Source organism: Pseudoalteromonas sp. S4492 (assembly GCF_005886115.1).
GTDB classification, from domain to species: domain Bacteria; phylum Pseudomonadota; class Gammaproteobacteria; order Enterobacterales; family Alteromonadaceae; genus Pseudoalteromonas; species Pseudoalteromonas gelatinilytica.
On the sequence record NZ_PNCP01000042.1, the window covers coordinates 90,782 to 104,918 of the forward strand.

The 14,137-nt window shown below is 41.0% G+C and carries 14 protein-coding genes; 11 read left to right on the forward strand and 3 right to left on the reverse strand.

Going from position 1 to position 14,137, the window contains the following annotated elements:
* Window positions 1-101 precede the first annotated feature (101 nt).
* Both CWC28_RS14270 and CWC28_RS14275 read right to left on the reverse strand, forming a co-directional pair.
* Window positions 102-1,283, reverse strand: a complete 1,182-nt coding sequence (locus tag CWC28_RS14270; protein ID WP_063707483.1) for an NAD(P)-dependent alcohol dehydrogenase — start codon at window positions 1,281-1,283, stop codon at window positions 102-104.
* 11 nt (window positions 1,284-1,294) lie between these two features.
* Window positions 1,295-1,717 (reverse strand): (R)-mandelonitrile lyase, encoded by a 423-nt coding sequence (locus tag CWC28_RS14275; protein ID WP_063707484.1) that lies wholly within the window; start codon window positions 1,715-1,717, stop codon window positions 1,295-1,297.
* A 186-nt stretch (window positions 1,718-1,903) separates the two neighbouring features.
* Between CWC28_RS14275 and CWC28_RS14280 the strand changes: the two genes are divergently transcribed.
* From CWC28_RS14280 to CWC28_RS14295, 4 genes are all read left to right on the forward strand, one after another.
* Window positions 1,904-2,641, forward strand: coding sequence for a DUF4097 family beta strand repeat-containing protein (locus CWC28_RS14280; protein WP_138625313.1), 738 nt, complete (start codon window positions 1,904-1,906; stop codon window positions 2,639-2,641).
* Window positions 2,642-2,792: 151 nt separating this feature from the next.
* Window positions 2,793-3,305, forward strand: a complete 513-nt coding sequence (locus CWC28_RS14285; protein ID WP_063707486.1) for a hypothetical protein — start codon at window positions 2,793-2,795, stop codon at window positions 3,303-3,305.
* Window positions 3,306-3,347: 42 nt separating this feature from the next.
* On the forward strand, window positions 3,348-3,533 hold the full coding sequence (locus tag CWC28_RS14290; RefSeq protein ID WP_063707487.1) for a DUF1289 domain-containing protein: 186 nt from the start codon (window positions 3,348-3,350) through the stop codon (window positions 3,531-3,533).
* A 64-nt stretch (window positions 3,534-3,597) separates the two neighbouring features.
* Window positions 3,598-4,392 (forward strand): glycosyltransferase family 25 protein, encoded by a 795-nt coding sequence (locus tag CWC28_RS14295; protein ID WP_138625314.1) that lies wholly within the window; start codon window positions 3,598-3,600, stop codon window positions 4,390-4,392.
* A gap of 20 nt (window positions 4,393-4,412) precedes the next feature.
* Here CWC28_RS14295 and CWC28_RS14300 read toward each other — a convergent pair whose 3' ends face one another.
* Window positions 4,413-6,194 (reverse strand): M61 family metallopeptidase, encoded by a 1,782-nt coding sequence (locus tag CWC28_RS14300; protein WP_138625315.1) that lies wholly within the window; start codon window positions 6,192-6,194, stop codon window positions 4,413-4,415.
* A gap of 201 nt (window positions 6,195-6,395) precedes the next feature.
* Between CWC28_RS14300 and CWC28_RS14305 the strand changes: the two genes are divergently transcribed.
* The 7 genes from CWC28_RS14305 to CWC28_RS22275 form a co-directional block, all read left to right on the forward strand.
* Window positions 6,396-7,931 (forward strand): GGDEF domain-containing protein, encoded by a 1,536-nt coding sequence (locus CWC28_RS14305; protein WP_063707490.1) that lies wholly within the window; start codon window positions 6,396-6,398, stop codon window positions 7,929-7,931.
* Window positions 7,932-8,002: 71 nt separating this feature from the next.
* On the forward strand, window positions 8,003-9,346 hold the full coding sequence (ppnN, locus tag CWC28_RS14310; RefSeq protein ID WP_105181842.1) for a nucleotide 5'-monophosphate nucleosidase PpnN: 1,344 nt from the start codon (window positions 8,003-8,005) through the stop codon (window positions 9,344-9,346).
* 11 nt (window positions 9,347-9,357) lie between these two features.
* Window positions 9,358-10,131 (forward strand): flap endonuclease Xni, encoded by a 774-nt coding sequence (gene xni, locus CWC28_RS14315; protein ID WP_063707492.1) that lies wholly within the window; start codon window positions 9,358-9,360, stop codon window positions 10,129-10,131.
* Between the two features lie 71 nt (window positions 10,132-10,202).
* A complete protein-coding gene (locus CWC28_RS14320; protein ID WP_063707493.1) occupies window positions 10,203-10,586 on the forward strand; it encodes a DUF3192 domain-containing protein in 384 nt (127 codons plus the stop codon).
* 18 nt (window positions 10,587-10,604) lie between these two features.
* Window positions 10,605-12,290 (forward strand): hypothetical protein, encoded by a 1,686-nt coding sequence (locus CWC28_RS14325; protein WP_138625316.1) that lies wholly within the window; start codon window positions 10,605-10,607, stop codon window positions 12,288-12,290.
* 215 nt (window positions 12,291-12,505) lie between these two features.
* Window positions 12,506-13,513: an isocitrate dehydrogenase gene (locus CWC28_RS14330; protein WP_063707498.1), complete on the forward strand. Its 1,008-nt coding sequence runs from the start codon at window positions 12,506-12,508 to the stop codon at window positions 13,511-13,513.
* Window positions 13,514-13,846: 333 nt separating this feature from the next.
* Window positions 13,847-14,137, forward strand: a 291-nt coding sequence (locus tag CWC28_RS22275) for a transposase (RefSeq protein WP_502704933.1), incomplete at its 3' end; no start/stop codon positions are given.

Here is a 14,137-nt window from a genome sequence, read left to right on the forward strand (position 1 = left end):
GGCAGTATTCGCTCTTTAAGCGACAAATCGCCGAATAAAAAAGGAACAACAAAAAACGCCATACTGGGTATGGCGTTTGGCTTACTCAATCTAAAAATTATTTAAAATGTTGAGGCATCAATTACATAACGATAGCGCGCTTTTTTATCCACCACGCTTTGCCATGCATTATTGATTTCAGAGGCTTTGATTAACTGGGTTGCTGGCAGAATATTATTCTTAGCACAGTAATCAACAACGTCTTGCGTTTCTTGCATATCACCAATTAACGAAGCATTAAAGTTTACGCGGCTTGCAGCCAATGCTAATGCATTCATGTTTAATGAAAATTCTTCTGGCATCCCCACTTGGGTGTAGGTGCCAAATGGTTTTACTAATGAAGCATATTTAGCGACATCATATTTCACTGGCAAGGTATTAATTAAATAATCAAGCTGTGACTTATGTTCGTTGTAAGCGTCTTCACCGTCCACAACAACCACTTTAGCGCCAAAGGCTTTAATATCGGCTACTTTGTCTTTAGAGCTAGTGAACGCGTAGACATCAGCACCTTGCGACACAGCTAATTTAACAGCTAAGTGTCCAAGCCCACCAATACCAACAACACCTACTTTATCGCCTTTTTTCAAGTTGAATTTAAGCAGCGGAGAATACGTTGTAATGCCGGCACATAATAAAGGAGCAGCATGCTCTAAGCTCATGTTTTCAGGAATATGCACTGCAAAATGATCGCGAACAACAATGTTATTCGAGTAACCACCTTGTGTGATACCCGTCGGTGACCGCTCATCAGGGTAGCCATAAGTGAATTTTGTTTCTGGGCAATATTGCTCGCCTTGATCTTTACAGCTATTGCAGTCAAGACAGCTATCAACCATACAACCTACACCAGCACGGTCGCCCACTTTAAACTTAGTCACATTCTTACCGACCGCAGTTACGATACCTGCAACTTCATGACCCGGTACTTGAGGGTATTGCTGTGCGCCCCAATGGCCTTTCATCTGATGAATATCTGAGTGGCAAATACTGGCGAATTTAATTTCGATTAAAATATCGTTATCACCAACTGGGCGTCTTTCAAACTCCCATGGTTTTAGTAAGCCTGAATTATCAAAAGCCGCATAGCCTCGAGATTTTATATTGCCATTTGCAAGCTGCTCAGATGATGCTGCAAACGAAGGCGCCGCAAAGCCACCTAATAACAGGCCTGCGCCTAAAGCTGAACTCGTTTTAATAAAATTACGACGTGATAAGTCTTGCGTTTCATGTTTGTCACACATTCCAATGTACCTTATGCTAAATAATCTTCATCAGAAACAGCTTCGAACCAATCAACAGGTTTACCATCGAGTGCTTCTTGAATTGCTACGTGCTTCATTGCACTATCGGCTGTTGCACCATGCCAGTGCCTTTTTCCGCAGTTACACCAAATTAAATCACCTGGATTGATGACTGTTTTCTCACCACCCTCGCACTGTGTCCAACCTTGACCTTCTGTAACTAATAAAACTTGGCCGAGTGGATGAGAATGCCAATTGGTGCGAGCACCTTTTGAAAACTCCACCACAGCAACACCAACGCGTGCAGGTGCAGGGGCATTAAATAAAGTACTAATTTGCACTTTACCTGTGAAACATTCGGCTGGCCCTGCAATTGGATCTTGAGAACCTGACTTAATCACTTGCATATCGTTTGTTTGCGCTGAATCACTCATGTGTTTCTCCTTGGCTTGCTTAGGTTATGGTCTACTATTTCAGTCTAAAGCATCGCGAAAAACCATAAATGCCTGAAGCTCGCGCATTCTTGCCTATTTGTGTAAAGAATTTTTAAACCCTTTAAACCTTTTTTATCAGCACCTGCGACTAAGCTAATAACACCACACATTTGAAAGGGAAGAACCATGTTAAGTACAGTAAAAACACTCTCACTCATTGCCGCAGGCTTATTATCAGCACAGACATTTGCTTGGGGTGAAATGCCTCTACAAGCAACTAAAAACCTAACGCTAGATGCAGCATCATTAAGCGCTTTAAAAGTAGAAGCTGGCTCAGGTTTTTTACACATTACCGGTAATGACAGTGATCAAGTGACCGTTAAAGCCGAGATTTATCAAGAAAAGCCACATGATGAGTATTGCTTAACGCTTGAAGCTAAAGGTAAGCGTGCTGCGCTTGGTGCAGGCCAATGTGAATATCAAACCAACAAACAAACTCGCATTGATTTAACTGTTTCTATCCCTCGTTCATTTAATGTTGATGTGCACGATGGGTCGGGTGAAATTATTATTAGCAAAGTCGCTAATACAGTGATCAACGATGGTTCTGGTTCAATTACCGCAAATGACATTACAGGCACATTAGAAATCAATGATGGTTCGGGTAGCATTGATGTTCGTAATGTAAGCCATGATATTAAAATTCATGACGGCTCTGGCAATATTAATGTTGCTAAAGCACAGGGCAATATTGAAGTACACGATCGCTCAGGCGGTATCGACTTAAATGATATTTCGGGTGATGTTGTCGTTTCAGATGGTTCGGGCAGCATTCGCGTTGATACCGCAGCAAACTTTGAGTTACTAAGTGATGGTTCTGGCTCAGTAAAAGTGACCAACATTGCTGGTAAAACTAAGATGTAAGCCCACGCTTCACCGTTATTAGCAATTAAAATGCCTTCCTTTGCGAAGGCATTTTAAATTGTAATCACCAATCTTTATTAGCATTTTTACAAGGGCTTAGGTATCCTTTAGGAAACGTTTAAGGAACTGCTATTTAAAAGGATAGCCTGATATGAAAAAGCCACTCGCCGCCTTACTAACTGGCCTTGTTTTAACTGGTTGTACAGGACTGACAACTGAACAACAAGCGGCCATTGATAACCTAACCCCTTGCGAGAAAATCAATGCCCTATTAGGTGCTTACGACAACCGCTTTGAAGGCTTAAAACGTAGCCGTGTAAATACTAAATACATGGAAACATGGACAGCAAAATACAACCTTATTGCCGATAACTGTCAAATCACAGCGCTTGATAAAGACAATGTCACCTACCGCTGTGTAGGCAACTATGAGCAACAGCAGCAAGCTGTCGCTGATCACACCCGTGCGGTTAACTTTACCCAAGCGTGTTTAGCAGGTAATAATTGGCATCAAACACAAAAAGAATCTGCTGAATCGTTACGCACCACGTTTGTACTTGACGAAAACAACCCTGTTATTTCAATTCACTCGGGTAAAACCCTGTCGCGTAAACAGCCTTGGTCTACCACCCTTGAAATTGGTAAGCCAGTTGAAGGTAAGTAATACACTTTGGAAGGCTAATAGACATTAGCCTTCACATTAACTATGACAAAATCAAAAATACCAACCAGCCACTTTAAAACAGATTGCATCGGTCAATGTCATCGCCTAAACGGCTTTTGTACTGGCTGTGGTCGCAGTAATGATGAAATTTTTGATTGGATCATTTTATCCGAGCAAGAAAAACAAGCGATTTTAAACACTCCCCGTCCTGACATAAAAGCGAAATAGTTCTGACACCCAAGCGTCATTAAAGCTTGTTAGCCTGATTAAAACTGACTATCAGGTAACGATAATGACCGCTATTTTTGTAATCAACTTAGCAAGCTCTACTGAACGATTAAACCGTGTAAGCCATGAGCTCAACGCACAAAATTTGGCATTTGAACGCCTTGATGCAATTGATGGCAGGACACTGTCGGATTCAGCGATTGCCCAGCATTACAGTGCTGATTTAAACCTGAAAAAATATCATAAGCCCTTGAGTAAGGGTGAAATTGGCTGCTACCTGAGTCACAGAAAAGCATGGCAAACTATTGTCGATAGGCAGTTAGAATACGCGATTATTTTAGAAGATGACTTTGTTCTCGACCGCTCAATTCACAGTGCAATTGAAAACATAAATACTTTGAAACAGCCTTGGCAACTAATAAAGTTGGCAGCTTATAAAGACCGTAATCGCGACATTGCTTTTACAAAACCCCTTGCTGATGAGCAACATTTAGTTATTCATAAAAAGCTTATGTCTGGCTGCTGTGCAACGGCTGTTAGTTTGGCCGGAGCAAAAGCGCTATTAAAAGCCACTGCCACATTTGGCCGCCCCGTAGACTGCGATTTACAGCACGTTTGGGAAACTGGCGTATACGGATACTCTTTACTGCCCTACCCGGTATCACAACCCGATAATTCACAAAGCGATATTCGTGATAGATCAAGCAAAGTTAAAAAGTCGTTTTGGCGACGTAAAAAGCAGCAACTTCACAGTGCACTATTAAACGCACAATACACTAAGCAGTTTGTAAAAGCGCAGCAAACACCAAACAAAAAGAAAGGAGCCGCAGCTCCTCTCTTACCAATCAAAAATCATTAACGAGTTATTTTGCTTGACTGTTATTTAGCTTGATTTGGGTGGTCAACACCCATCCATGCTTTAAACAATGCCATTTGAGCTGGTGTTGCATCTTTTAATGCTTTAACCTTTTTCTCTTTATCAAAGTCTTCGCTCAGTGTCAGCGTTGTGCTTTGAAGTGCATCACGTCTAATGAAATCAACAGTGACTGTGTCGCCTGCTTTAAAGGTTTCGAGGCTGGCAGTTAAATCTTTACCCACATGCTTTTTGTTGAACGCGACAATTTTATCATCTGTCGTTAAGCCCGCTTGCCATGCAGCGCCACCACGACGAACATGAGTCAGAGTTAGTAACTCACCGCTATCTTTTGCCATAGAATCAATACTCGGTACTGATTTTGCGCCTTCTGGGCGAGTTAAACCTAAACCGACTTTTGCAAGTAGCGAATCAAAGTCGATAGCAGCTGGCTCATCCACATTCGCTTGCCACCAAGCACTGTAATCGCGACCTGTTAGCTCTTTTAAAATCGCTTTTACATCATCAGGGGTAAAGCCATCTGGTAAACGATGCTTGTTGTAAAGTGCACGGTGAACATCGCGGTAACTGATTTTGCCATCGCTTTTTTCTAGCAAATCAATATCAAGTGCCATTGAGATCAATGAACCTTCTAAATAGATATTGGTGCTGTAGTTACGAGCGTGGTCGCCGCCTTGGTTGATCCACTTATCAAAGCTTGTTTCGGTTGCACTTTGCACTTCACGACCTGGTGTTTGTAAGTGACGATTAATCGTTTTTGTTAACGTACCAAAGAACTCATCCGTTGTTTCAATACCCGAGCGCACCATTAAGTGATCTTCAAAGTAGCTGGTTGAGCCCTCTGCAATCCATAATGTTTTTGCGTAGTTAATATTGGTGTAGTCGTAAGGTGCAATACCTTTAGGACGGTACGCTTTCACGTTCCACGTATGAATAAATTCGTGTGCTGCGGTGCTGATAAACGCAAGGTAATCTTTGCGAGAACCAAAACGGTCACGTGGGCGCTGGATAATTGTTGAGTTTAAATGCTCGGTGGCACCGCCGGCACCTGACGTAGCATGAACCATAAATACATAACGCTCATACGGGTAACCATCCCAAATAACATTACCCGTTGTGACTAGCTTTTTAAGGTCGGTTAGCATTTTATCTACGTCGTAGTTGCCATCACCCCAAATAACGAGTTCGTATTCACGGCCATCAACGGTGAACTTATGTAGCTCATTGATGCCACTTTCGATTGGTGAATCGACTAAGATATCGTAATCAGCGGCTTTAAAGCTGTGTTTAGAACCCGCGTTTTCCATTCCCGATACTGAACGCCATGCTTTTGGTACATTTAGTTTTACGGTTACCGGGTCTTGACGAAATGATTCGCTGAACATGAAAAAGCCCGATGCATCAATAAATGCATGGCTGTCATCAATGTGACGAGCACGTTTGCCTAGCTCGTTTGCGTACACTTGGTAATCCACATTAACTTGAGTTGGCTCATTTAGGTGAACACGCCAAGTGCTGTGATCAATTTTTTCCCACTTTAGTGGTTTACCGTCATCGTCTTTTGCTTCGAAAAAGCGTACGCCATTGGCAAGGTTTAAAATTTCGTAACGACCAGTTCGCCATGCAGGTAGTTTAATATCTAAATGTGCTTGAGCAGTTTGGGGAAATTCAACACTCACATTACCTAGATGATGCTCAGGCTGAGTAATAGACAGTGAGTAGTTTACATCTGCAAACGCACTGCTAGAACAGGCCGCCAAAATAGACATTGCCAAAAACTTTTTCATAACAACTCTTTTTATTACTATCAAAATTGCGAAATAGCCTAACAATTGCGAGAAAAAATGTGAATTAAAAACCGATAAACTGCCATTGCAACAAGTTTGATAGACAAAATAGCTAAGTTTTTGACTTGGAACCTACATTTCGTATTAATTTGTTGTAAACTTAGCGTATAGCAATTTGAATCTTGATGGCGGTATTACTAGGTGCAGCAGCAGCATGATGTTCTTAATAAAAAGTTAAAGCAAGCGATCGACGCTCGAACAGTGGTCGAGGACGCGCGCAAGCATCAAGTTGATGTACTTTCTCAGTTCGCAGCGAAACTCTCGCTCAGCTGTAAAGGACTAGACATTGAGTTAGACAATCGTTTAGCTAAATTCAGAAATGCCCTTAAGAAAGGGGTTAAGTTTGAATTGCTGACGCCATTTATCGATGACGTGCTTGGCCTATTAAGGCAACAAGAAACCAAGCAGATGACATTGCAACGCGAATTGAACCAAAGCGTTACAGATGCAGGTAAACAGCTACAAAAAGTAAAAGGCTTACCCGATGATGCCCGTCGCTCATTACGCTATTTACTCGATCATGAATTAAATAATATTCAGTCTAATCATGACTTTGTACCACTACTTTCAAAGCTAGTGGTTATCTATCATCAAGCCCTTCAAGCTAAGCTTGCAACAACAAGTACAGCTGAGGCGCAAATCAAACCTGAACTTGCTAGACAGCTACTAACCCTAGCAAATGACTTAGTGCTTGAAGATGAAAGTGCCGAGCAAATTAAGACTATCAAAAGTCAAATTACTCATAATGATAGTGTTGACGACCTGCTTGATTCGGCGCTGAACATTATCAGCATTGTCACGCGTAATATGAGTAAAGAGCGCCAATCTGCTCAAAGCTTTTTGATCTCTTTAAATCAAACAATCGAAGATTTACATCATTCTATTGTTTCTACCAGTAAGCATTCAGAATCACTCAGCGCTGAATACGAAACGCTTAACAAACAAATTGAAGCAAAGATTAAAAACTTGCACACGCAAACGCAGCAAGCCACGTCTATTTCTTCGCTTAAAGAGCTAGTAGAAGAAGAGTTAAAATCATTAAGTGATGATTTAATTGCAAAAGAAAAACTAGAACAAGCAGAACGCGAGAACTTACTTGCAAGCTTTAACGATATTAATAGCCGCATTAGTCATTTAGAAACAAAGCTTTCGACCTACAAACAGCGCCTCAATGAGCAGCGCTTTAAAAGCTTACTCGATGGCCTAACTAAGTTGCCAAACCGTGCTGCGTTTGATGAGCGTTTTAGTCATGAATTTAACTTATTTAATGTGCAAGAATCAGACATTACCTTTGTGGTGATAGATGTTGACCACTTTAAATCAATCAATGACAAATATGGCCACAGTGCTGGTGATAAAACGCTGCAAGTGATTGCTAAAGCACTACAAAAATCAATTCGTAAATCAGACTTTATTGCCCGTTACGGTGGCGAAGAGTTTGTGTTATTAATGACAGGAATGTCGATTGAAAATGCCGCTATGCCGCTTGAAAAACTGCGCAAAACAATTCAAGGCATTCCGTTTAAATTTAAAGATAAGCAAGTAGAAATCACCATTTCTCTTGGTGCAACCCAATTGAAAAAAGGTGATACCCCGCTGATTGCCTTTGACCGTGCAGACGAAGCACTATACAAAGCCAAGAACGAGGGACGAAATAAAGTTTGCATTAGCAAATAAAGGCCTCATCTACTAAGTGAGGTCTTTGACACACAATGATAAAGGCTCATTGACGAGCCGGGAGAGTGCTTATGTTAAAACAACTGAATCCTACAGGTGTACTGGATTTACTATCGCAACTAGAAGTTGATCTACTCGAACAATCATCCACCAGCGAGCGCTATAAATTATTTAGGAACTGTGTGCTCGCGGTTCTCAATGTGGGCAGCCACACCGACTCAAGCTCTGAAATTTACAATAAATACGAAGACTTTGATATTCGCTTATTAAGCCGCGAACGTGGGATTAAAATCGAACTTGAAAACCCACCTGAATCTGCTTTTGTTGATGGCGAAATTATTACCGGTATTCATGAACATATCTTCTCGGTTATTCGCGATATTCTGTTTATTTGTCAAAAGTACGAAAAAGATTTAACAGAGCAAAAAGCCATTACTCATATGGTCTTTGATATGCTGCGAAACGCAGGTGCGCTAAGAGTAAATAGCGACCCAAGCATGATAGTTTGTTGGGGCGGCCACTCCATTAACGAAGTTGAATACAAATACACCAAGCAAGTTGGTTATGAGCTTGGCCTTCGTGGCTTAAATATTTGTACTGGCTGTGGCCCTGGGGCAATGAAAGGCCCGATGAAAGGTGCCACCATTGGTCATGCCAAGCAGCGTATTACGAATAATCGTTACTTAGGTTTAACTGAACCAAGTATTATTGCTGCTGAGCCGCCTAACCCGATTGTAAACGAGCTAGTGATTTTACCAGATATCGAAAAGCGTTTAGAAGCATTCGTTCGTACTGCCCATGGCATTATTATTTTCCCTGGTGGTGCGGGTACCGCAGAAGAGCTGTTATACCTTTTAGGTATTTTGCTTCACCCAGATAACGAAAAGCAGTGTTTACCTGTGATCTTAACTGGCCCTAAACAAAGTGAAAATTACTTTATTGAGCTGTGTAAATTCGTTGAGAAAACATTGGGTAAAGCTGCACTTGATAAGTTTGAAGTGATCATTGATGACCCAGAACGCGTTGGTAAAACGCTTAAAGCCAAAATGGCTGAAGTACGTGAATACCGTAAAAGCCAAGGTGATGCTTATTACTTTAACTGGACACTTAAAATCGATCATGATTTCCAACAGCCGTTTGCACCAACACATGCTAATATGTCGGGCTTAGATTTACATTTAGATCAACCCACTCAGCAACTCGCAGCAAATTTACGCCGTGCGTTTTCAGGCATCGTGGCTGGTAATGTTAAAGATGAAGGCTTACAAGCCATTAAGCAACATGGCCGCTTTGTGCTAAGTGGCGAACCCGCGCTTATGGCTGATATGGACAAACTGCTGGCAGCATTTGTTGAGCAAGGCCGTATGAAGTTACCTGGCAGTAAGTACATTCCTTGCTATGAGATCAAAGCCTAACAGGAGCCAATGTGACAACCCAATTACTTTTAATAGATGCGCTAAATCTTATTAGGCGCATCTATGCTGTTGATAGTAATCAGAGTCATCACAGTGAAGAACATATGATAAAAGCAAGCTGTGCCCGAGTGGCACATGCTTGTAAAAAATTACGCCAGCAGTGTAATGCGACTCATGCTATTGCCGTGTTTGATGGCGAGAAAAGCTGGCGCTATCATTACTTCGAGGCATACAAAAGTACACGTTCACCAATGCCTGACACCCTCAAGCAAAACTTATCACGCTTTAAACAAGCAATTGAAGACACTGGCATTGTGGTGTTTTCACCTGATAACGATGAAGCCGACGATATCATTGCCACCCTTGCTCACAAAGCCGCGACTAACAATGTCGCTTCGACGATTGTATCTACCGACAAAGGGTTTTTACCGTTTTTATCTGAGCAAATTGCAATTTTTGATTACTTCAAAAAGCAATACATTGAGCTTGAAGATATCAAGCAACGCTTTGATGTACCAAAGCATCGACTTGCTGATTTTTGGGCTTTAGCTGGTGATAAAACTAACGATATTCCGGGCGTTAAAGGGATAGGTAATAAGTCGGCGCAGCAACTAATAAATGATTATGAATCAATAGAAGCAGCCATTAACGATGATGAGCTCAACCCAACTCTAAAACGCAAGCTGAGTTCAGAAATGGACATGTTTGTGATATCAAAAAACCTCGTTATGCTGCGTACCGATATTAACTTAGGCTTTAGTTTAAAGCAGTTAAGACTCAATTAGTCGCAATCTCGTAGCACAGTTTGCTAACTGAGCGTATACTGAAAATTCGCGTTAGTTTTATAGAGTTACACATGTTTAAAAAGGTTTTCCAATATCTGGTACTTGGGTTAGGTGTTTATGCACTGATAGCAACCCTTGTGATCACTTTTTATAAAGATGATCCGCAAGCCATGATCTGGCAAGACCGTGAAGCTTTTAATAAACGCTACATCGCAAAACTAACGATTGATAAGCCTGAAAACCTTAATGCGGTGCTTGATTATTTAGGCAGCCCCGATCTAACCTATGCTAAACGAGTCAAAGACAATGTTTGGCAGATTATTTTTTACCGCACTCAGCATGTTAAATCTGATGGGATAACCACCATAGATGAATGCACAGGCCTACTTTTTAAAAATGGTCAGCTGGTATTATGGGGGCCAAGTGCCTATGAAAGCTATCAACAAGAAACCTAACCGCTTATGATGGAAAACGTGACGCCACGGGAATTGGCACGCTTATTTGATAGTACGCACCAGCTACTTAAGCTTTATCATCAAAAGCAAAAATGGTCACAAATTTTCCCTTTATTAAGTAACCTTGCTGAGCGGTATTACCTAATATACCAAGCTTGCCCAAAAGGGATGCAAGCGCAATTAAGCCTGTATGTATCAAACCATGGCTACACCACAAATTTAGTCGTAAACCAATGTGTTATAGCTTGTATATTGTGTCGTAGTCTTAACTACAACCAAGCTATTAGTGAACAAATTATTAGCTGCTGTTTAGCGAATTATCTTTGTGTGCAATCCCAAAGTAATAAATTGGCCGCAGGTCAGGCACTGACGCCTCAAGATAAAAAGCTTTGGCAATGTCGCCATCAGTTAGCAGCAAAATTGCTAAAAGACTCAGGCCCACATACACTCTCGATTCAGCATTTATTAGCGCGTTTAAATAAATATAAGCAAGCCCTATTAAGCGCGCCAAAAATTATGATTTACGATGGCGCAACAACCCTAGTTGCTTTGGCTAATATTATTGCCATGAATACGACTTATCGCGAATCAGGTGGTCACATTAGTGTGCATAAAGCCTTAGCTGATATTTATTTGCGGACACCGAACGAGTTTGCTCAAAATGCAATAAAAGCACTGATTGCACATATTGGCCCTTATATTCCAGCCAGTGAAGTAAAGTATGCGGAACAAGTGCTTATCTATTTAACCACTGATGAACATGGTCGCCATATTTTGGTTGATGCCAGTCGCCCTGAAAAGATTCGCTGGCATCGCTTTAAAGCAAATCTAACCATATTTGATAAACAAAGACCTTGCCAAGACACTCGTTTGCTATACACAGTATGGTTTAGTGAAAACATTAACTTTGTTGAGCCACAACCACTTAATCAGCAGCGTAGACAGCACTATTTAACGTTAATTAGTGCGCTAAAAGTATCAAAAGAGTACAGCTACAGTGGTTTGAATAAGCTTTTGAGCCCCTACCCTGAATTGATTACGCAACTTACAGTTGCTGTGAAGCCATACAATAAAGAACAGCAAAGAGCCAAAGATTTACGCCATTGTTTATCAATGGTCGGATACGATAATGCCCCAGCAATTATTCAAAAAGTCTTGTTTCAGCGTTTGGTTGCAACCACATCGCACCCGCTTTTTCAGCATATTTCTAAGCGACTTGAAAATATGGTGCGAATTATTCAGGCGCTATTTAAACACTCAGAGACCGTTCAATTTGAGCAGGTTGCTTTACCTTTATATGCTTATGTTTTATACCTTTGCGAGCATCAATCAACGAGCCTTTCTCGCAAAACCGTATTTGAACAGGCCGAAGAACAGGTAATAAGCCCACCCCTTGCCTGTTTATTTGGAGTGAACCACCTAGATCAGGCTCCTTTGACAGAGTATTTAAATCAACTGATTGGTGACAATAGCTGGACACAGCATTTACTTAGCAGTGAGCAACAAAAAAAACAACAGCTTGATATCAATGAAAAGCATTGGGTCGCGATTAAGCTATTTACCTATTACGTTTTTCAGCCTAAGGCGCTGTTTAGTAGTTGGCAAGAACAGATTATTTTCGACAGTTTATCGGCTGCTGGTTGGCAATCAAAAGCAGATTTTTATGCATATCTGAAAAACTGTGAATTTGCAGACAATTTTTAGCATGTGTTGTTAAAAAGTGCGAAAACGTTAAATAAATATGAACTTTAGTCTGTTTATAGTCAGTATTCACAGGATAAACTGGCAAAAAGCTGAATAAATTGCTATAAAAGCCGCTTAAATTTTCAAACACATCCACGTAAACCTTCTAACAAGTAAATCGCATGCTATTTCGCGACGAGTTTACGTGTTTATCTACTCATAAATAGGAAAAGTAAATGGCTAAACAAACCATCACAGTGATCAAAGGCGACGGCATTGGTCCTAGCATTATTGATTCAGCACTTGAGATCCTTAAAGCTGCAGGTTGCGATTTTGATTATGAATTCGTTGATGCTGGCCTTGCTGCCCTAGAAAAAACTGGTGAGTTACTTCCGCAAGAAACAATCGACACAATCGCGCGTAACAAGATCACTTTAAAAGGTCCATTAACGACACCAGTAGGTGAAGGTTTTACATCAATCAACGTAACTTTACGTAAAAAGTTTGGCCTTTATGCAAACGTTCGTCCTGTTAAATCATTCGCAGGTACGCAAGCTCGTTACGACGATATCGATATCATTACAGTTCGTGAAAACACGCAAGGTATGTACTCAGGTCTTGGCCAAGTTGTTTCTGAAGATGGTAACGAAGCAGAAGCAATGTCAAAAATCACCCGTGAAGGTGCTGAAAAAATCGTCACTTTTGCATACGAACTAGCGGTTCGTGAAGGTCGTAAAAAAGTAACGGCTGTACACAAAGCTAACATCCTTAAATCAACATCTGGTTTATTCTTAAAAGTTGCACGTGAAGTCGCTGAGCGTTACCCACAAATCGAATCAACTGAAATGATTGTTGATGCAACATGTATGAAACTAGTTATGACTCCTGATGAGTTTGATGTAATCGTTACTACAAACTTATTCGGTGACATCTTATCTGATCTATGTGCTGGTCTTGTTGGTGGTCTAGGTATGGCTCCTGGCGCAAACATTGGTGAAGATGCAGCTATCTTCGAAGCTGTACACGGTAGCGCACCAGACATCGCTGGTAAAAACCTTGCAAACCCAACATCAGTGATCTTAGCATCTATCCAAATGCTAGAGCACCTAGGTATGGCTGACACTGCAGAGCGTATCCGCAGCGCTGTTGCTGATGTTATCAAAACAGGCGACCGTACAACTCGCGACCTTGGCGGCAGCCACGGTACTACAGACTTCACTCAAGCTGTAATTGAGCGTCTATAAGAGAACTCTTGTTTAAGGCTTATTAGAAGCAAATAACCCTTAAACACCTCTTTATCAAAAGCCAGTCTCCGACTGGCTTTTTTGTTGCCCTACATTATTGGATTCTTATTTGGACATCCACTTTTATCTAACAAGATCTAAAAATGGATTCTTATTTGGATATCCACTTTTATCTAACAAGATCTAAAAACATAACTACACATAAATAGACACCCATTTTTACCCTTTGTTCTTCCACAAGACTAATAGACTAAATAGACATTCAACTTAATATTTCTCACTTCTCTAAATTATGGCTAAACTTAAATTGTTCAACTCATGGAGGAGAAGAGCATGGCAACCCCACGTAGAAACTTAATTAGCGTTTCAAACACCCCCTACTATCACTGTATTTCACGCTGTGTTCGTCGCGCTTATTTGTGCGGACTAGATCCACTAACTGGACGTTCATATGAACACCGGCGCGATTGGGTTGAAAACAAACTTCTTCAACTTGGCAGGATATTTTGTATTGATATTTGCGCCTACGCTGTTATGAGTAACCACACGCATTTGGTCCTTCACATCGATATAGCAAAAGCAAAGCGTCTGAATAATAAAGCAATTCTGATTAGGTGGCATAAG